Source organism: Burkholderia sp. BCC0097 (genome assembly GCF_902832985.1).
GTDB lineage: Bacteria > Pseudomonadota > Gammaproteobacteria > Burkholderiales > Burkholderiaceae > Burkholderia > Burkholderia orbicola.
In genome coordinates this window covers 55,000-71,709 of record NZ_CADFDM010000009.1, presented here as the reverse complement: position 1 = coordinate 71,709, position 16,710 = coordinate 55,000, and the positions used below count along the sequence as shown (strand labels likewise).

16 protein-coding genes are annotated in these 16,710 nt (G+C 65.9%); 5 read left to right on the top strand and 11 right to left on the bottom strand.

Annotated features, from left to right (window positions below; all coding sequences use genetic code 11):
* Positions 1–38: 38 nt before the first annotated feature.
* Together HWX07_RS37210 and HWX07_RS27930 are read right to left on the bottom strand one after the other, a co-directional pair.
* The gene (locus HWX07_RS37210; RefSeq protein WP_279607900.1) at positions 39–164 is read right to left on the bottom strand and encodes a hypothetical protein; all 126 of its coding nucleotides are present in this window, start codon (positions 162–164) and stop codon (positions 39–41) included.
* Positions 161–739 carry a DUF4865 family protein gene (locus tag HWX07_RS27930; RefSeq protein ID WP_175878478.1) on the bottom strand — a complete coding sequence of 193 codons (579 nt, stop codon included), beginning with the start codon at positions 737–739 and terminating at the stop codon, positions 161–163. The genes HWX07_RS37210 and HWX07_RS27930 overlap by 4 nt, the downstream gene beginning before the upstream one ends.
* Before the next feature lie 130 nt (positions 740–869).
* Between HWX07_RS27930 and HWX07_RS27925 the strand changes: the two genes are divergently transcribed.
* Positions 870–1,727, top strand: a complete 858-nt coding sequence (locus tag HWX07_RS27925; RefSeq protein ID WP_175878477.1) for a LysR family transcriptional regulator — start codon at positions 870–872, stop codon at positions 1,725–1,727.
* A 272-nt stretch (positions 1,728–1,999) separates the two neighbouring features.
* Positions 2,000–2,587, top strand: a complete 588-nt coding sequence (locus tag HWX07_RS27920) for a YigZ family protein (protein ID WP_175878476.1) — start codon at positions 2,000–2,002, stop codon at positions 2,585–2,587.
* A 77-nt stretch (positions 2,588–2,664) separates the two neighbouring features.
* Here HWX07_RS27920 and ppk2 read toward each other — a convergent pair whose 3' ends face one another.
* The 7 genes from ppk2 to HWX07_RS27885 all read right to left on the bottom strand — a co-directional run bounded on the left by ppk2 (position 2,665) and on the right by HWX07_RS27885 (position 10,257).
* Complete coding sequence (gene ppk2 / locus HWX07_RS27915; RefSeq protein ID WP_175806316.1) at positions 2,665–3,615, bottom strand: polyphosphate kinase 2; 951 nt, start codon at positions 3,613–3,615, stop codon at positions 2,665–2,667.
* 87 nt (positions 3,616–3,702) lie between these two features.
* Entirely contained in the window at positions 3,703–5,097 is a 1,395-nt protein-coding gene (locus HWX07_RS27910; RefSeq protein WP_175878475.1) for an OmpW family protein, read from the bottom strand.
* A 4-nt stretch (positions 5,098–5,101) separates the two neighbouring features.
* Positions 5,102–6,397: an HlyD family efflux transporter periplasmic adaptor subunit gene (locus HWX07_RS27905; RefSeq protein ID WP_175878474.1), complete on the bottom strand. Its 1,296-nt coding sequence runs from the start codon at positions 6,395–6,397 to the stop codon at positions 5,102–5,104.
* A 12-nt stretch (positions 6,398–6,409) separates the two neighbouring features.
* Positions 6,410–7,414, bottom strand: a complete 1,005-nt coding sequence (locus tag HWX07_RS27900; protein WP_175878473.1) for a hypothetical protein — start codon at positions 7,412–7,414, stop codon at positions 6,410–6,412.
* Complete coding sequence (locus HWX07_RS27895) at positions 7,411–9,531, bottom strand: peptidase domain-containing ABC transporter (RefSeq protein WP_175878472.1); 2,121 nt, start codon at positions 9,529–9,531, stop codon at positions 7,411–7,413. Before HWX07_RS27895 ends, HWX07_RS27900 begins: the two co-directional genes overlap by 4 nt.
* A gap of 142 nt (positions 9,532–9,673) precedes the next feature.
* The gene (locus HWX07_RS27890; RefSeq protein WP_006479215.1) at positions 9,674–9,859 is read right to left on the bottom strand and encodes a hypothetical protein; all 186 of its coding nucleotides are present in this window, start codon (positions 9,857–9,859) and stop codon (positions 9,674–9,676) included.
* Between the two features lie 224 nt (positions 9,860–10,083).
* The gene (locus tag HWX07_RS27885) at positions 10,084–10,257 is read right to left on the bottom strand and encodes a hypothetical protein (protein WP_006495012.1); all 174 of its coding nucleotides are present in this window, start codon (positions 10,255–10,257) and stop codon (positions 10,084–10,086) included.
* Between the two features lie 380 nt (positions 10,258–10,637).
* On the opposite strand from HWX07_RS27885, the gene HWX07_RS27880 reads away from it, so the two are divergent.
* Positions 10,638–11,954, top strand: coding sequence for a TolC family protein (locus HWX07_RS27880; RefSeq protein ID WP_244130042.1), 1,317 nt, complete (start codon positions 10,638–10,640; stop codon positions 11,952–11,954).
* Positions 11,955–12,137: 183 nt separating this feature from the next.
* Here HWX07_RS27880 and HWX07_RS27875 read toward each other — a convergent pair whose 3' ends face one another.
* Positions 12,138–12,587 (bottom strand): helix-turn-helix domain-containing protein, encoded by a 450-nt coding sequence (locus HWX07_RS27875; protein ID WP_175878470.1) that lies wholly within the window; start codon positions 12,585–12,587, stop codon positions 12,138–12,140.
* A 351-nt stretch (positions 12,588–12,938) separates the two neighbouring features.
* Here HWX07_RS27875 and HWX07_RS27870 point away from each other — a divergent pair, with 351 nt between their 5' ends.
* Positions 12,939–13,862, top strand: coding sequence for an alpha/beta fold hydrolase (locus HWX07_RS27870; protein ID WP_175878469.1), 924 nt, complete (start codon positions 12,939–12,941; stop codon positions 13,860–13,862).
* A gap of 102 nt (positions 13,863–13,964) precedes the next feature.
* Here the strand turns inward: HWX07_RS27870 and ggt are convergent, their stop codons facing one another.
* A complete protein-coding gene (ggt, locus tag HWX07_RS27865) occupies positions 13,965–15,686 on the bottom strand; it encodes a gamma-glutamyltransferase (RefSeq protein WP_175878468.1) in 1,722 nt (573 codons plus the stop codon).
* Positions 15,687–16,083: 397 nt separating this feature from the next.
* Here ggt and HWX07_RS27860 point away from each other — a divergent pair, with 397 nt between their 5' ends.
* Positions 16,084–16,608, top strand: a complete 525-nt coding sequence (locus tag HWX07_RS27860; protein WP_053524869.1) for a metal-dependent hydrolase — start codon at positions 16,084–16,086, stop codon at positions 16,606–16,608.
* The last annotated feature ends 102 nt before the right edge of the window (positions 16,609–16,710 follow it).

Here is a 16,710-nt window from a genome sequence, read left to right as displayed (position 1 = left end):
CGGCGCCCCCGCGCCAACCACCACTGCGCTGAAGCGGGTTACCTGAACAGCAGCGCCAGCACCGTCGCAAGCGCCGCAATCGTGACGATGCCCGCCACCACACCCGCCAGATGCGCGGCAATCACCACGCCGGCCGGCAATCGCGACGCGATGCCGGCCATCATGCGCCGCCGGCGTCCAGCGTATCGAGCAACGGCCTCGCCAGATGCAGAACCTGGTACACCGTGCCCGGGCCGCCGTCGTCCGGCTCGTGTTCCGTCACGAGCGCACGCGTCAACCGCCAGCGCAGCGGATCGAGACTGACGGTCGCCGCGACCACGCCCTCTCGTGCCGCCGCTTCATGATTGCGGTCAATCTCCCGCGCCAGTACCGCATCGAGATCGGCGTCCGCCGGAATCTCGATCGTTTCAAGACGCGCGAAACGTCCCGTCGACGCACCGCCCTTGCGCGCGTCGAGCGCAACCTGCGTGTCGATCGGCGCGCGGCCGAAGCTGTCCGTCACGACCCGGTAGCGGCCGTCCGTCACGAACCGTGCGAACGCCTGTTCGTTGCGCCACAGGTAGAACGACGCATAGCCGTTTTCCGTCGCGCCGTGGCGGCCGGCCTCGCGCAGCAGGAATCCCTTGAACAGCAGGTCGGGCGTGTCGTCCCACAGCCGGCCACGCTCGCGCACGCGATTGCGGATGATGTCGAGGTCGTAGTCCGCCGGCAGGCGGTGCACGTAGTACGCGGTCAGCATGATCGACTCCTGACGAAAGAAACGGACGGCATTCCGGACGGCATGAACGCAGCGTAGAAGACCTTGAATCATTTGAAAAGACGATGGCAGAATATTTCAATGATTCGATTCTGAAATGAACGAGGGTGCGATGAAAACGCTCGACATCGAAGCCGTGCAGGCCTTCGTGCTGACTGCCGACCTCAAGAGCTTCACGCGGGCCGCGGAAGCGCTGGACACGACACAATCCGCGGTGAGCCTGAAGATCAAGCGGCTGGAAGACGGGCTCGGCCGCCGCCTGCTGGAACGCACGCCACGGCAGGTCCGCCTGTCGGCCGACGGCACCGCGTTCCTGGAACCGGCGCGCGAACTGGTGGCCGCTCACCATGGCGCGCTCGGCGCATTCGGCACGAGCCAGCGACGGCTGGTGATCGGCGTCAGCCACCATGTCGTCGGCGCCGATCTGCCGATGCTGCTGCGGCGGATGAGCGAAGCGGAGCCGGCGCTGGTGCTGGAGATCCGCGTCGCCGCGTCGCGCGACGTGCTCGATGCGTTCGATCGCGGCCTGCTCGATGCGGCCGTCGCGCTGCAGCACGACAGCCGACGGCTCGACGGCGAAACCATTCTGTCGGAGTCGTTCGGCTGGATGGCGGCGGCCGATTTCGAATACCATCCGCCGCAACCGCTGCGGCTCGCCACGCAGGCCGAACCATGCAGCGTGCGCCGCATGGCGGTCGACGCGCTGGACGAAGCCGGTGTCGCGTGGACGGAAGTCTTCGTCGGCGGCGGCGTGGCGACGATCGGCGCGGCGGTGTCCGCGGGGCTGGCCGTCGCGGCGCTCGGGCATCGCGTGGCGCCCGCCGGCACCGTCGACGTGGGAATGCGTTACGGGCTGCCGCCGTTGCCGACGCGCGACGTGGTGCTCTACTCGAACCTGACCGATGCGCACGCCCGGCAGGCGCTGCGCACGCTGGGCGCGGCGCTGCGGTCGTCGGTCGGTGTGCGTTGATGCCGTGCGCGGCATCGATCAATCGACTTGACCCACGCGCAGGAAACGAAAGCAGCGCATGTCGCGCGCAGGTACCGTGCCCGATTCAAGCCATGCTCGCCATCCAGACGGCGGTCGCCGGCCAAACTGGATACCCTCGACGCGCGCCACGGTAAAATTCCGTCTTCGCCCCGCGCTCATGCAGACGCCATCCATCGGCCCGCGGGCCAGCACCACGAGCATCGACCAGGCATCATCACCTTGATTTCCCTACGCTTTCCGCGTCGCGACGCATGAGTTATTCGCTCGCCACCTCCTGCCTCCGCGAACTCGAAATCCGCAAGAGCCGTTTCATCGCGTACGCGGTTCCCGTCGAGGACCGCGATGCCGCGATGCAGGTGCTGCAGCGCCTGCGCGACGAGCATCCGGCGGCCACCCACGTGTGCTGGGCGCTGCTGGCGGGCGGCCAGTCGGGTATGTCGGACGACGGCGAGCCGTCGGGCACGGCGGGCCGGCCGATCCTCGAAGTGCTGCGCCATCACGACCTCGACGGCGTGCTCGGCGCGGTCGTGCGTTACTACGGCGGCGTGAAACTCGGCGCGGGCGGGCTGGTGCGGACGTACACGGATGCGATCGCATCGGCGCTGCTCGATGCCGAGCGCATCGAGCGCATTCGGCACACGCGGCTCGCGATCGAGATCGGCTACCCGGAAGAGGCGCGCGTGCGCCGCTGGATCGAACAGGCGGGTTACGCGCTAGTGGACAGCGCGTACGGGATGACGGTGAAGCTGGTGATCAAGCTGCCCGAAAACGCCGAAGCCGCGGCAAGGGCCGAATTGTTCGACCTGACGCAAGGGCGCTCGGGCTTCCCCGACCTGTGATTGGATTCGCTCGATAGAAGACCGCGCGCCGCGTTGCACGGCGCGCCTCCGTGGCCGGTCCGGCCGCCCCGAACCGCTCAATACACGTCCGGCACGATCATGTTGTCGGGCACCGGCCGGCGAATGTAATCCTCGTGATGCTCGCGCTGCGGCAGATCGATCGTCGGGCGCGGCACCTCGTGATACGGCACCTGGCCGAGCAGATGGTGAATGCAGTTCAGCCGCGCGCGCTTCTTGTCGACGGCCTGCACGACCCACCACGGCGCCTCCGGAATATGCGTGCGCTGCAGCATCTCTTCCTTCGCGGCCGTATAAGCCTCCCAGCGGCGGCGGCTTTCGAGGTCCATCGGGCTCAGCTTCCACTGCTTCAGCGGATCCTCGATCCGGCTCTGGAAGCGCAGTTCCTGCTCGTGGTCGGTGATCGAGAACCAGTACTTGACGATCTGGATCCCGCTGCGCACGAGCATCTTCTCGAACTCGGGCACCGACCGGAAAAATTCCTCGTACTCGTCGTCGGTACAGAAATTCATCACGCGCTCGACACCCGCGCGGTTGTACCAGCTGCGGTCGAACAGCACGATCTCGCCGCCTGCCGGCAGATGCGCGACATAGCGCTGGAAATACCATTGCGTGCGCTCGCGGTTGTTCGGCGCGGGCAGCGCGGCCACCCGGCACACGCGCGGGTTCAGGCGCTGCGTGATGCGCTTGATCGCACCGCCCTTGCCGGCCGCATCGCGCCCCTCGAAAAGGACGACGAGCCGGTGCCCGGTGTTCACGACCCAGTCCTGCAGCTTCACGAGTTCGCCCTGCAAGCGGAACAACTCGCGGAAATACGCCTTGCGCGCTTCGCGACGCTCGGGCGAGAACAGCAGGTCCTCACTGTTGTCGAAGCGGCGGTCGTCGAGCTCCATCTCGAGTTCTTCGTCGTAGGCGTCGACGAGATCTTCCTCGAAACGGCGCTGGCGCTCCTCCATCGAGCGCGTCTCGGTGCGGTTGTCGGTCTCGGTGCGGGTATCGTTGTCGCCCATGGGGCCTCCTTCCATCATTGACGCAGCCAAACTCGACCATTATCCCAGCGTCGCGCGTCAAATTCATGAAAATGGCCGGCTGCGCCGTCAGAAGCGGAAGTTCAGCAGTACGGTGGCCAGCACCGGGTTCGCCGAAATATCGAACGTATTCGACGCCAGCAGGCGGTTCGGCTGGTTGATGTCGAGCGTGATCCGGGTGCGCAGCGGGATGTAGGTCACCATCCCGGTGAGCCAGAACCGGCGCGTGATCTGGTAGCTCGCGCCAACGGTGAACACCGGCTCCCAGACGCTCTTCACCTTCGCCGACACATTGGTCCGCCCTGACAGCAGCAGATCGCCACCGGCATCCCAGATCCGCTGGAACAGCGCCGGATCGAGCAGCAGCGACTGCAGGCTGCCGATGTCCGCGCCGGCCGCGAGCAGCCCGCCGAGCGACGCGAGCTTGCGCTGGAACACGGGGTTCAGGTTCGTGTTCGTGAAGCGCGTGTAGCTGACGCCGATGCCCGCGAACGGGCGGAAACGGTCGTCGCGCTCGCCGAGGTAGTACTTGAACACGACCGAGCCGAGCCAGGCCCGCGTGGTCGCGAGCGGGTTGCTTTGCGTGTTTCCGAGATCGATCAGCGGAAAGCGCCCGTGGACGCCGGCAAAGATGCGCTCGAGCGGCAGTGCGATGCTGCCGTGCCCGCGCAGCGTCAGCACCGGCGGAATGCCGGCGCCCAGTTCGGCCGCCCAGTGCTCCGAGACAAAATGCGTGAACGTGAACGCCAGCGTGTTCGTATTGCTGAGCGACAGGCTCGAACCCGCGTTCTGGAAACTGTTCAGGCCGAGCGCGTCGGTGCGCGTCGTCACGGGCGTCGAGCGGCCGGTCGTCCCGACGAAGTGCCAGCCGAGGCCGATCATGTTGCGGTCGTCGCCCATCAGTTGCTCGAGCAAGGGCGGCGCCTGCGCGGCCGGCAGATCGGGCAGGCGCGATGGATCGACCGGATGCAGTTCGTACGGCATCCGGTCGGCATGGACGACGCCGCGCGCCGCTGCGTCGTCGGCCGGTGCATCGTGCGTGGCGGCCGGATCGCAACCGCCGCCGGCACGGCCATCGTCGAAGCCGATGCCGTCCGCGCCCGTGTCGCCGACGGCCGCGCAGGCGCGCGCTGCCGCGCCGGTTCGCTGCCCGAGCGTGATCTTGCGGGCGGTCAGCGGGATGGTCTCGGATTGCCGCCCGTCGGCCGAAGCTTCGTTGCGTGCGCCGCGCGCCGGCCCGGCATCGGTCATCCATGCGCTCGCATCGAAGCCATCCGCATCGCCGCCCGGCCAGAAGCCGATCCCGTCGGCGCCGGCCTGCCAGCGCGGCGCGGCGTCGCCGTCGGGCTGCGGCGCGGCATGCGCGGCGGCCGCGCATGCGAACAGCGTCGCGCCGAGCCAGCGCGACAGCGGACGCACGGTGCCCGGCCGCGCGCGGAGGCCGCGGGTGTCGCGATTGCCCATCGCCTCAGGCCGGCACGCCGAACAGACGCTGGCGAATCCGGTACAACGGCTCGAACAGCCATTCAAGCAGGCTGCGCCGCTCCAGCACGATGTCCGCCTTCAGCATCATCCCGGCCCGTAGCGACAACGGCCGCCCGTCGAACGACGGCGTGCGGTCGGCGAGTTCGACCCAGGTCTTGAAGTAGGTCTGCGGCGCGGCCGCATCGCCGGGCAGGTTCAGCTCCTTCGCCGAGAACGCGACGGGCGAGATCGACAGCACCTTGCCGCGATACGTGCCGAATTTCTCCACCGGATAGCTTGCGTACGCAACCTTCACCGCCTGCCCCTTCTTCACGAAGCCGGCCTTCGACGACGGAATGTAGACCTCGGCGATCAGCCCGTCAGCCTTCGCGGGCAGGATCTCGACAACGCGCGTGCCGGGCGGGTCGATCACGCCACCCTGCACGACGTCGAGCCGCACGATCTGCCCGTCGGCCGGCGCGTACAGCACCTGGTTCACGTTCTCGTCGATGTTGTATTCCTTCGCGTTCAACTCCTCCTGCTTGATCTTCAGTTCCGCGTTCGCGCCGTCGTACTTGCTCTGCATCGTGTCGAGGTCGCCACGCAGCTTCATCGCGTTCTTCGCGAGTTCGGCGCGGCGCAGCAGCAAGTCCTGGTACGCCTGCCCGGCCTGCAGGTACTGCGTGTTGACCTGGTTGTACTGTTCGAGCGTCACGACCTGTTCGTCGAGCAACTGCTTCACGCGCGCGCGCCGTTCGCCATACTCGTCGACGATGCGCTTCTGGTCCTGGATCTGCCGGTCGATCAGCCCGCGGCTCTCGCCTTGTGCGGCGATCTGCTGATTGATCTGCTGCACCGACGACCGGTATTCGAGCCGCGCCGCATCGATCTGCTGCGTCACCTCGACGCGCTGTCGGTCGAGCGCCGCGCGCATTCCCTGCACGTTGTTCGCCTGGCTGACGAAGCTCGTGTCGCGCGTCACCGCGAGCAGCCGCTGGCCGGCCTTCACGTGCTGGTCCTTGCCGACGTAGATGTCGCGCACCGCCCAGCCCGGCGGCGCACCGACGCCGATCAGCCCCGAGCGCGGCGTCAGCATCCCCGACACGCTCTCGGTATTCGCATAGCTCAGCTCGACGAGCGCGGTCACGAACATCGCGAACATCGCCAGCGACAGGTAGCAGAAGAACCGCATCGACACCGGCACGTCGACGACGCCGTGAATCACGGTGCCGAAGGTCGTGCCGCGCGCGAGCTTGCGCGACGGCTTCTGTTCTCGGAGGGCGGAATTCCAGGTCGGCATGGGGCGGGCTCGTCAGGAGCGACGCCGCGCGGCCGCATCGAGCAGCGGCGTCGGCATCAGGTAAGGCGTGAAGTGTTCCCAGAAATGCCACTGCTCGGGCTGGCGCACGAGCGCCTGCTCGAGACGGTCGACGATGCGCTGGTGCGTCGCGCGCACGGGCGACGCGTCGTCGTCGGTACCGAGCATCGGCGCGAGCGGGCCGGGCGCGAGCTCGGTGAAATGCACCGCGCAGCGATCGCGAAACGGCACGCCGGTCGCATACGCGACGAGCAGCGGAATGCCCTGCTCGACCGCGAGCTTCACGCCGCCGCCGGCCATCCGCACCCAGCGGCCGCCGAGCCGGCAGCGATTGGTCTTGCCGAATTTGCCGTGCAGGTCGGAGAACAGCAGGAACACGGGCGCCTCGCGCCGCAGGCTCGTGATCAGCCGCCGCAGGTGCACGCGCTCCTCGATGTCGATGAATTCGACTTCGCCCGCGCCGTACTCGGCGACGAGCCGCAGCGCATCGTCGAAGAACGCGCCCGGCGCGTCGCGGTGCAGGATCACCATCAGCTTGCGGTCGTCGGGAATCATGAAGCGCAGCTTCGTGACGAACAGCATCAGGTTGCCGAAGTGCAGCCCCGCGAGCATCAGCGGGCCGCCGCGCGCGAGTGCCGCGCGCAACTGGCCCTCGCCTTCGCACGCCATCCCGTCGATCATCGTCTTCATTGATGCCAGGCTGTGCGTGCGCAGCTTGAGCCCCGCGAATTCGGCCTCGAACAGCTCGCGCACGATCGCGGCCGACACTTCCCGCACGCGCCGCGGATCGTCGTTCAGGTGGGCGCTCAACATGTAAGCGACCGCGCGCTCGATCGACTCTCGGATGCACGGAAAGCAGCGCAGGCACGCGCCCGAGCACCAGCGCATCAGCCAGAGCCCTCGCGCGGGCGACGTGCGCAGCGCGATCGCCCGCACCGCGCGGCGCACCAGGAACGCGTACGAGAACGGATTGAGCAGGAAAAGTCGTCCGAGCATCACCGCGCCTCCTCGTTCGTGCGCCAGGCCTCGGTCGCATCGGTCAGCACGCCGTCATCCATCCGGTAGATCCGGTCGACCATCGACAGGATCGACGCATCGTGCGTGACGAGCACAATCGTGCACGGCAGCGTCAGCACGTTGCGGCAGATTTCGTGCGTGGTCGCCTGGTCGAGGTTCGACGAAAACTCGTCGAGAATCAGCAGGTGCGGCTCGCAATACAGCGCCCGCGCGATCAGCAGCCGCTGCATCTGGCCAGCCGACAGGAATTTCTGCGTATCGCCAAGCGGCGTGTCGTAGCGATGGTCGAGCCGCTCGATCTCGTCGTGGATGCACGCGAGCTTCGCCGCGTCGAACATCGCGCCGATCCGCGGCGCGGGCGCGAAATTCGTGATGTTGTCGCGGATCGTCCCGCGAAACAGCTGGTCGGACTGCGTGACGGCCGCGAGATGCTTGCGGTATTGCCTCAGGTTCACTTCCGCGAGATCGACGCCGCCGACGAACAGCGTGCCGGGCTCGGGCCGCACGAGCCCGCAGATCAGGTTCAGCAGCGTCGTCTTGCCGCTGCCGGTACGGCCGACGATCGCGATCTTGCTGCCGGCCGGCACGTCGAGTGCCACATTGCTCAGGATCGGCCGATGGCCGCCCTTCGGCGTGTACGACAGCGCGCGGATCGACAGCGCGCCGTCGAACCCGTCGACCGGCCGCACGACCGCGTCCGGCGCCGGCTCCTCGGTCTCGGTCTGCAGCACGTCCGCGACGCGATCCATGTGCACCTGCAGCACCTTGCGCCGCACGTAGAGCTGGATCGAATCGATGAACTTGTCCGCGAACAGGTTCTTGTACTGGATGAAAGCGTAGATCACGCCGATCGTGCTCTGGCCGTGCATCACGAGCCACGCGCCGTACGTGACGATCACGAGCTGCTCGACGTGCACGATCCCCTTCGAGATCGCGTCGAACAGCAGTTGCAGCCGCTCCTGCTGGCGCATTGCCTGCAGTTTCTGCGTGAACGCGTTGACCCACAGGCTGCTGCGCGCGGTCTCGGCCGACAGCAGCTTGATCGAATGCGCGGACCGGATGTTCTCGATCAGCAGCGCATCGGCCTCGGCGCCGCGCGTGAGGATCTGCGACATCGCGTCCTGCAGTTGCGGCTGGATCGCGAGCCGGCTCAACGCGAACAGCACCATTCCCGCGAGGCTGATACCGGCCAGTACGGGGCTGTAATACAGCATCAGCACGAGCGTCAGCGTGCAGGTGACGAGGTTCAGCAGCCCGCCCACCAGCCCGTCGACGAGAAACCGCCCGACCTCCGACACCGACGCCACGCGCGAGATCGAATCGCCGGTGTTGTGAAACAGGAAATAGCCGATCGGCAGCCGCGCGAGATGGCCGACCATGTTCGCCGACAACTGCTGCGACACGATGTTGCGCAGATAGCTCTTGATGTTGCCGACCAGGTTCGCGTAGAGCGTGTCGAACAGGAACACGATCGCGAACAGGATCGTCAGCAGGTACAGGATGTCGACGTCGGTTTTCTTCAGCGCCTCGTCGATCGTCAATTGCACGTACGACGGGCCGAGCAGCAGCAGGAGCTGCGCGGCGACGCCGCCCGCGATGCCGATCGCGAGGCTCTTGCGGATGCCGGTCAGCCCTTCGAGGTAGTCGCGCAGCCGGATGCGGTCGGCCTGCCCCGCCCGCGTGAAACCGATGTCCGGATTCAGTTCGAGCGCATAGCCGGTGATGTGCGTGAGCGCCTGCGCGAGCGGCAGCCTCGTCTCGCCGAGCGCGGGGTCGACGATATGCACGCTGCCGTAGCCGACCTTCGTCAGCACGACATAGTGGTTCATCCCCCAGTGCAGGATGCACGGCGTCTTGAGCGCGTCGAGCTCGCCCGCATCGAACTGCAGCCCGCGTGCGCGCAGGCCGAGATCGTTCGAGATCTCCATCAGGTCGAAGAACGACAGGCCGGAGTCGATCCGCACCGGATAGCGGTTGCGCAGCGTGCGCAACGTCGTTTCGCGCCCGTGCCACGACGCGATCATCGCGAGGCAGGCCAGGCCGCACTCCGTCACTTCGTCCTGCAGGACCGGACGGACTTTACGCGTATTGAAGAGCATGGTCGGGCACCCGGGGCGCGACGACGCGCCGCCCGGGCCAGCCGGTGCGGGCCCGTGGCGGGTCGTGCGCGATACGCATGGGCGCAGCCGGCGCTACCGGCTGCGACGGAAGATCGGTGTTGCCGGCCGCTCGGCGGGCCGCTCAGCGCGACGAGCCGAGCGACATCCGGAACTGTTCGACGGCGTGGGCCTGGTACTGGGTCATCAGGCCCTGCAGCGTGGTCCCGATCGACTGATTGACGAGATCGACCGTATAGGCGGCCGAATTGGAGTAAAGCGACGCGCCGCCGCGAATCTGGCGGGCCTGTTCTTCCGTGATGTCTCGCATTTGTGGTGGCCTTTATATTGTCGGAATGCCAACAGCCGTCAGCCAATTGCAAGCCCGATGGCCGTTCACTTTATTACGTGATAATCCGGCACTCCAGTCTCCTGATAATCGCCCGATTTCGAAATAATGCATTCCGAAGTCACTTTATTTCCACTGCGGCGATCGATTCTTTTCCTTCTGTTTCGCAGCATCTGACGCGGGGGGCGCCTCCCCGCGCACGGCGGTTACTTGCCGGTGTTATTGAACGTCTTCGGGTTCTGCAGGTAATTGCCGAGGCTCGGCAGGAACTGGCCGAGCGCGGTCACCACCGGCGCGGCGTCAACGGCGAGGCTACCCAGCGAGCTGATCGCACCGCCGCCATGCACATTCCTGACCTGTTCCGTCGTCATGACCTTCATCATTCTCTCCTCGTAAAAAATAAAGATGATGCAAAGAACCTTCACTGAAAGACAAACGGCTTTTAATCCCGAGCGACTCGTTAATCTAATAATCACTGCGATTACCAGCCGAAATCAGGCTATCATGCGGGCGCATCGGAATTCAATGGAGGACACACTCTTACAGTCGCATTTTCCGATGCACGGCGAGTAGCAGGCATTCATGCTGTTTGGATTTCAATTTCAAAACGTTTAAATCCCGCCGCAATGCATTGTGGCACGGACAGGAGACGGAGACGGCCATGTTTGAAACGAGGCGCACGAATCGCGAGTCGGCGACACCGGATGCGGGTATTTCCCTATCAAGATTTTCGACTAGGTGGAATCCCCGGCTTGCAACCATGACATTGTTCGCTGTAACGATAGCCGGCGCGCCGGCACACGCCCGTGCGTTCTGCCTCGATACCGCCTACCAGTACGCGTCCGTGCACGATCCGCGCTACCTGCAGGCCCGCAGCGAATACGACGCGGCCCGCCAGAAATTTCCCGAGGCGCGTGCGCAGATGCTGCCGCAGGCCGCCGCGCAGCTCGAGTGGGGGCGCTACGGCACGCACGCGAACCTGTTCGGCATCGACGTCAGCGGGTCGAGCAACGCGGCATACGGTTCCGCGCAGGTCACGCAGGCGCTGTTCAACGTGCCCTACCTGTACGACATGCGGCGCGCGACCGAGTACGAGGAAGCGGCGAAGCAGAAGCTCGAGGTCGCGAAGCAGGACCTGATCCTGCGCGTCGCGAACGCGTGCTTCGATCTGCTGAGCGCGCGCGAGAAACTGCAATCGGCCGACGACGAAGTCAGCGCGCTCACGCGGCTCGAAAGCGATACGCGGCGCATGGCGCAACTCGGGATGAAGACGATCGGCGACACCGCCGAGATCGAGGCGCGCCGCAGTCTCGCACAATCCGACGAAGCGCTCGCGCAGACCGACGTCGACGCGCGGCGCGCCCGCTACGAGACATTGCTCGGTTCGACGATCGATTTCTCGCGCTGGCCGCGGCTTGCGATGCGCGGCTCGTCGCCGCGCATTCCGTCCGGCGACTATGCGCCGCAGGACAACCCCGCGTACCGGCAGGCCTATCGCGACGTCCAGGTCGCGCGCCTTGCCGCGAAACGCGTCAGCGCCGAACACTTGCCGACCGTCGACCTGTTCGCGTCGTATTCACGCGGACTCAACCCGAACCTGCGCGGGCTCACCGATCGTTCGGACTTCCATCAAAGCGCGGTCGGTGTGCAAGTCACGATTCCGATCTTCTCCGGCGGCAGCGTGTACTACCGGCAGGTCGAGGCCGAGCACGTGACCGAGCAGTACCGCAACCGGCTGCGCGAGGTCGAGGAGCAACTGGGCGCCGATCACCGCGAGGCGTTGTCCGCGCTCGAATCGGTCGGCAAGCGCATTCGCGCGCTGCAGCAGTCGCTCCAGGCCGCGCGGCTCGCCTACGATGCGTCGATGAAAGCGCATCAGGTCGGCTACAGCACGACGTACGAAACGCTGAACCTGAGGCGCGACATCTCGGGCATCCGGCAGAAGCTGTTCGACAGCTATCTCGATGCGCTGAAGCTTCAGTTGAAGCTGAAAAGCGTGCTCGGCACGCTCGACGAACAATCGCTGATCGCGGTGGACAGTTTCCTCGACAGCAACGCGGCGAGCGATCGGGGGTGAACGCGATGTCCCATACGTCGGTATCCCGAGCAAGCTTGCGTACACAACCTTCAAGGAAAAGGTCGATGTGCCGGCCGGTCGGAAGTTCAACGACGGCGCATCGCGATTCCGCTCGTCGCTTACCGCGCCCGTACGCAGCCGCCTACGTGGCTGAAGCGGGGATACCCGCCGATTCGGGCTACATCAGTCGGGCGGCGGCAGCACGACCGTGTCCTCGGGGCCGAGCACGCGGCCGTCCTGCGAACGCAGTTCCAGCTTCCTGACCGGCAGCCCGGTCTTCCGGTCGACCAGCAGTACGTGCGCCTCGTCCGGTTCGAAGAAGAAGTCCTCGCCCCACTGCCGCAGCGCGACCAGCAGCGGAAACAGCCCGCGGCCTTTCTCGGTCAGCACGTATTCGTAATGCGCGCCGCCGTCGGCGGCCGGCACGACGTCCATGATTCCGTGCGCGACCAGGTTGCGCAGGCGCGCGGCCAGGATGTTCTTCGCGAGGCCGAGATTCTTCTGGAATTCGCCGAAGCGGCGCAGGCCATCGAACGCGTCGCGAACGATCAGCAGCGACCACCAGTCGCCGATCGCGTCCAGCGGGCGGGCGACGCCGCAAAGGGAATTTTCGTGCGTGGTGCGTCGATTCATCGGGGCAGGCGGCGATGCCTTGGCCGGGATACGGGCTCGACGGCGATCGCTTTCGTTGAAGTATGTGGTTGCAATATAAAACCGAACGTAGAAAAGATCAATGCTGGGTCGCCGACTGTTCGGGAGCGGTGAACGGAATGACCGTTCCAGCCGGAATTGGCATATGAATTCATTCGTTCCAGCCCATAAATCCATACATTGAAGGGCTTCATCACGTCGCCCCACTTCATCGGCCCCGCATTCGGCAACTGCCCTCATGATTTACGAGGTTGCAACTTGAAACCGAATCATCTACGCTCGAATCAGTTTCAACTTGAAACCATTTTGTCCAACTCCCCGAAGGAGCATTCGATGATCCGGTCCGATGCCACGTTCGACGGCACCTTTCCATTCGCCCCGCATTTCGACGACGCATCCGGCTTCCGGATGCACTACGTGGACGAAGGCCCGCGCGACGGCGAAATCGTGCTGTGCCTGCATGGCGAACCCACATGGGGATATCTGTTCCGTCACCTCGTGACGGCGCTGAGCCCGACATACCGCGTCGTCGCACCCGATCACATGGGCTTCGGCAAAAGCGCGACGCCGCAGGACCGCAGCTACTGGCTGCAGGATCACATCGACAATCTCGAGCGTTTCGTGCTCGCGCACGACCTCGATCGCATCACGCTGGTGATGCACGACTTCGGCGGCCCGGTCGGCATGGGGCTCGCCGCGCGGCATCCGGACCGGATTCGGCGCATCGTGTCGGCCAACGGACCGACGCCGTTCGGGCAGACCGATCTCGCCGAGCGCTTGACGGCGAACGGCCGCGATGCGCCGTGGTTCCAGTGGATCATGCGTGCGGCGGCCGACGGTACGCTCGAAACGGTGCTCGGGCAGCTCGGATTCAACATCCTGAGCACGTTAAAGCTGAACGGCTTCGAGAACCACGCGATCATCACCGACACGTGGATCGCCGCATACGGCGCGCCGTTCGTGCAACCGGCCGACTGTCTCGGCGCGATCGGATGGGCACGGGGGTTCGCGGTCGGCGCACACCGGTTCGAGGCGCCCGATGCGGCGGCGCTGCGCGCGATACGCAGCAAGCCCGCGCTCGCGATCTGGGGAGACGCCGACCAAACGCTCGGCGCCGACCACTTCCTGCCGCTCTTTACCGCGCTGTTTCCGTCCGCGCCCGTCGAGCGGCTGGCGGGCGTCGGGCACTACTGCTTCGAGGATGCGCCGGATGCCATTGCCACGCGGATCGCTGATTTCATTCGAACGACGGGCTGAAAAAATTTCGGCAGCCGGCTCGAAACACCGGCTGCCGAACCGCGTGCGCGGTCGCTGTCGCTGTCGCGCACGCGTCGCTTCACGTCGACATCAACATCAACGTCACCGAATGACTCGCGTCACCCCCCGCCCGCGCGGATCGGCCATCGCTTCCGGCGTCTTGCCGTCGATCTTGATGACCTGGATGTCGCCGCTGAAGTCCTGCCCCTTCAGCGTATAGCCGCGCGCTTCGATCTGCTTCGCGAGTTCGCCTTCGATCGGGTGGTACGGCTCCCAGAAGATCGTGTTCGGCGGCAGCAGCTGGTGATGGAAACGCATCGCGCCGACCGCTTCCTTCAGCGGCATCTTGAAGTCGTAGATGTTGTTGATCACCTGGAAGATCGACGTGAAGATGCGCGAGCCGCCCGGCGTGCCGATCACAAGCGATACCTTGCCGTCCTTCGTCATGATCGTCGGCGACATCGACGACAGCGGGCGCTTCTTCGGTTCGATCGCGTTCGCGTCGCTGCCCACCACGCCGAACATGTTCGCGACGCCCGGCTTCGCGGAGAAGTCGTCCATCTCGTCGTTCAGCACGATGCCCGTGCCGTCGGCGATCACGCCCGAACCGAAATAGCCGTTGATCGTGTACGTGTTCGACACCGCGTTGCCCCACTTGTCGACCACCGAGAAGTGCGTCGTTTCGGCCTTCTCCGGCATCGTCGTGCCGAGGCCAGGCTGCACGCTCTTCGTATCCGACGGCTCCTTCGGATTGACCTCGGCCGCACGCTTCGCGATGTACGCGTCGTCGGTCAGCTGCGCGATCGGCACCTTGTAGAAGTCGGGATCGCCGAGATACTGCGCGCGGTCGGCGAATACGCGCTTCTCGATTTCCGCGACGAGGTGGATGTACTGCGGCGAGTTGAGCTTGACGCCCTCGAAGTCCTGCTTGAGGTCGGCCTTCATCTTCAGCAACTGCACGAGGCCGATGCCGCCCGAGCTCGGGGGCGGCGCGGTGATCACGTCATAGCCGTTCCACTTCGCCTGCACCGGCTGGCGCCACACCGCGCGGTACTGCGCGAGATCCTCGGTCGTGATCAGCCCGTTGCCGTCGCCGGTCTTCATCGACGCGGCGATCAGCTCGGCCGTCTTGCCCTTGTAGAAGCCCTCGGCGCCGCCGTCTGCGATGCGCGTCAGCACGTCGGCGAGATCGGGCTGCTTGAAGTTCGCGCCCGCCTTCAGCCCGGAGAAGTACTTGTCGAAGTTGGTCTTGCCGCCGAACTCCTTCGATGCGTCGACGCCGCGCTGCGCCAGTTGCTCGTCGACGACGAAGCCGTCGCGCGCATAGTGGATCGCCGGCGCGAGCACCTGTTTCCACCTCAGCTTGCCGAAGCGCTTCTGCGCTTCCCACATGCCCGCCACGGTGCCTGGCACGCCGACCGCGCGCGGGCCGTACAGGCTCATGCCCTTGACGACGTTGCCGTCCTTGTCGAGATACATGTCCTTCGTCGCGGCAAGCGGCGCTCGCTCGCGGTAATCGATGAAGTACGGCTTGCCGTCCTTGTAGATCGTCATGAAGCCGCCGCCGCCGATGTTGCCGGCTTCCGGGTACGTGACGGCCAGCGTGAACGCGATCGCGACGGCCGCGTCGATCGCGTTGCCGCCTTCCTTGAAGATCCGCTCCGCGGCATCCGCGCTGTACTTGTCGGCCACCGCCACCGCGGAACTCGTCAGGACCGCGGGCTGCGGCCCTTTCGCATACGCGGGCGCGTTCGGCAGGAAGCCGATGCCCGCCACCGTCGCGAGCACGGCCGCGGATGATTTGAAGCGATTCAGCGTAGTCATTGCATGTCCCCCATGTGGATCTCCTTCAGGCACGACGAGCACCTGATCCGTGGAAGGCCGCGGGCGCGCCGACGGCCCTGTGCCGGCTACGTAGTATAGGGGGACAAAAAGGGTCGAACACGCGGGGGCCGACGAAAGCGCGGCGATCGTGTGCGCGCCGTCACGTTGCGCTGCCGCGACGCGCACGCGAATCGCTCGACCTCGTCACGGCGCGCGCCGTCGCGCAGTGCACAAAACCGAAAGTTGCGAACAGCGCGGCAAGCGGCGCAGCGCGTGTAAAAAAATCCGCGAACGACCCGCCCGCGGCACAGCCCGATCTGCGAAGATAGCGCCCCGCTTGCGCGCCGCATCATCGTTTCGTGCACGCGCCGCTTCACGTTGCTTCGTCTCGCTCCCTATGGCATCACACAATGCACATCACGCGTCCGGCTTCGCAGCCGGCGTCGCCGCCGCCGTCCTCGTCGCGCAAACCGGCGCAACCGGCCCGTGGCACTCGGGCATGCTCGCCGCGTTCGCGGCGGGCGTCGCGGGCGGCACCGCGCCCGACTGGCTCGAAGTCGCCTGGTGGAGCCGCAAGCGCCGCCTGTGGATCACGCATCGCACCATCACGCACTGGGGTATCGGCTGGGTCGCGCTGCTCGCGCTCGGCTGGCACGGGCTCATCCATCATCCGCATCCGCTGTGGGCCGCGCCGCTGTTCGGCTTCGCCTGCGGCGGCGTGATGCACCTGCTCGCCGACTGGCCGAATCCGCTCGGCGTACCGTGGATCTGGCGACGTCATTCGCTGAACCTGTGGAACAGCGGGCATTGCGATTTGATCGTGGTCGCGGCCGCCTGGGGCGGCACGCTGTGGCTCGCGCAGTCGCTGTGGTCGCGTGCGCCGTTGATCGAACAGTGGCTCGGCTGGCTGCATCGCGTCTAGTTGCAATTCGACGCAATTCCGTGCGCGATCGGCATGCCGACGCGTACGCAACTTTCGGTCCATTGAAAGCGCGCCGCGGGCCCCCACCTGAGTGTGAATCGT

What these genes read in the sequence shown, in the direction of transcription:
- HWX07_RS27880 (WP_244130042.1), top strand. Translation starts at nt 10,638, where the DNA reads ATGACATTGTTCGCTGTAACGATAGCCGGCGCGCCGGCACACGCCCGT.
- HWX07_RS27885 (WP_006495012.1), bottom strand. Translation starts at nt 10,257, where the DNA reads ATGAAGGTCATGACGACGGAACAGGTCAGGAATGTGCATGGCGGCGGT.
- ppk2 (WP_175806316.1), bottom strand. Translation starts at nt 3,615, where the DNA reads ATGGGCGACAACGATACCCGCACCGAGACCGACAACCGCACCGAGACG.
- HWX07_RS37210 (WP_279607900.1), bottom strand. Translation starts at nt 164, where the DNA reads ATGATGGCCGGCATCGCGTCGCGATTGCCGGCCGGCGTGGTGATTGCC.
- HWX07_RS27860 (WP_053524869.1), top strand. Translation starts at nt 16,084, where the DNA reads ATGGCATCACACAATGCACATCACGCGTCCGGCTTCGCAGCCGGCGTC.
- HWX07_RS27930 (WP_175878478.1), bottom strand. Translation starts at nt 739, where the DNA reads ATGCTGACCGCGTACTACGTGCACCGCCTGCCGGCGGACTACGACCTC.
- HWX07_RS27925 (WP_175878477.1), top strand. Translation starts at nt 870, where the DNA reads ATGAAAACGCTCGACATCGAAGCCGTGCAGGCCTTCGTGCTGACTGCC.
- HWX07_RS27890 (WP_006479215.1), bottom strand. Translation starts at nt 9,859, where the DNA reads ATGCGAGACATCACGGAAGAACAGGCCCGCCAGATTCGCGGCGGCGCG.
- HWX07_RS27895 (WP_175878472.1), bottom strand. Translation starts at nt 9,531, where the DNA reads ATGCTCTTCAATACGCGTAAAGTCCGTCCGGTCCTGCAGGACGAAGTG.
- HWX07_RS27910 (WP_175878475.1), bottom strand. Translation starts at nt 5,097, where the DNA reads ATGGGCAATCGCGACACCCGCGGCCTCCGCGCGCGGCCGGGCACCGTG.
- ggt (WP_175878468.1), bottom strand. Translation starts at nt 15,686, where the DNA reads ATGACTACGCTGAATCGCTTCAAATCATCCGCGGCCGTGCTCGCGACG.
- HWX07_RS27875 (WP_175878470.1), bottom strand. Translation starts at nt 12,587, where the DNA reads ATGAATCGACGCACCACGCACGAAAATTCCCTTTGCGGCGTCGCCCGC.
- HWX07_RS27905 (WP_175878474.1), bottom strand. Translation starts at nt 6,397, where the DNA reads ATGCCGACCTGGAATTCCGCCCTCCGAGAACAGAAGCCGTCGCGCAAG.
- HWX07_RS27870 (WP_175878469.1), top strand. Translation starts at nt 12,939, where the DNA reads ATGATCCGGTCCGATGCCACGTTCGACGGCACCTTTCCATTCGCCCCG.
- HWX07_RS27920 (WP_175878476.1), top strand. Translation starts at nt 2,000, where the DNA reads ATGAGTTATTCGCTCGCCACCTCCTGCCTCCGCGAACTCGAAATCCGC.